The sequence below is a fragment of the Helicobacter sp. 13S00482-2 genome, assembly GCF_002272795.1.
Lineage (GTDB): Bacteria > Campylobacterota > Campylobacteria > Campylobacterales > Helicobacteraceae > Helicobacter_J.
On sequence record NZ_MLAT01000072.1, the window covers coordinates 1 to 615 of the forward strand.

The window sequence follows — 615 nt, forward strand, 5'->3', positions numbered from 1 at the left end:
ACAAGACCCCCATAATAGTCAATATCGCCACACCCAATAGAAAAGATTATGTGATGAGCCCTAATGTGAAGGAGTTTTATAATGTTTATAATGCAAAGGATGAATTTATTCAGGGATTTGCTGGAGGGCTTGATAACCCTATTCATTCGAGTGATTATCTTTTTCACTTTAATCATAGTGCTGAACAACTTGCAAGAGAACCTAATGCTGTGAATATAAAGATAAATAAAGATTTCAAGCCAGAAACTTTTTTCAGAGAATTTAAACATCCTTCTTTTGGGGGATTTCTGAATATTATATTTGCTAACCATAGCGAATATAAAAACCCCGAAACAGTCAAAATTCTAGAAAATGTTATGAAACAAAGGAAAGGAGAGTGATGCTTGATTATATTGATTTTGGCATCACATTGATACTGCTTTCAATTCCTATCATCAATTTCATTTTTTTCTATATGCATAATCAATTCTCAAGAGTAGATAAAGTTATATTTATAATTATTTTTATTATTGGCTTATTTGTTGCTATTGCACAAACAATAAGCTATTATATTGATGGTTATTCTATTCTATTCTATGGCACTCTGTTCTATTATATTGTATCATATTATATTAT

The 615-nt window shown here is 29.8% G+C and carries 2 protein-coding genes; both read left to right on the forward strand.

The features are described 5' to 3' along the window. On the forward strand, positions 1–380 hold a 380-nt coding region (locus tag BKH42_RS09670; protein ID WP_180674053.1), incomplete at its 5' end, for a hypothetical protein. Further along, the coding region (locus BKH42_RS09810; RefSeq protein ID WP_219349866.1) for a hypothetical protein at positions 380–615 on the forward strand (236 nt) is incomplete at its 3' end. The genes BKH42_RS09670 and BKH42_RS09810, both read left to right, overlap by 1 nt.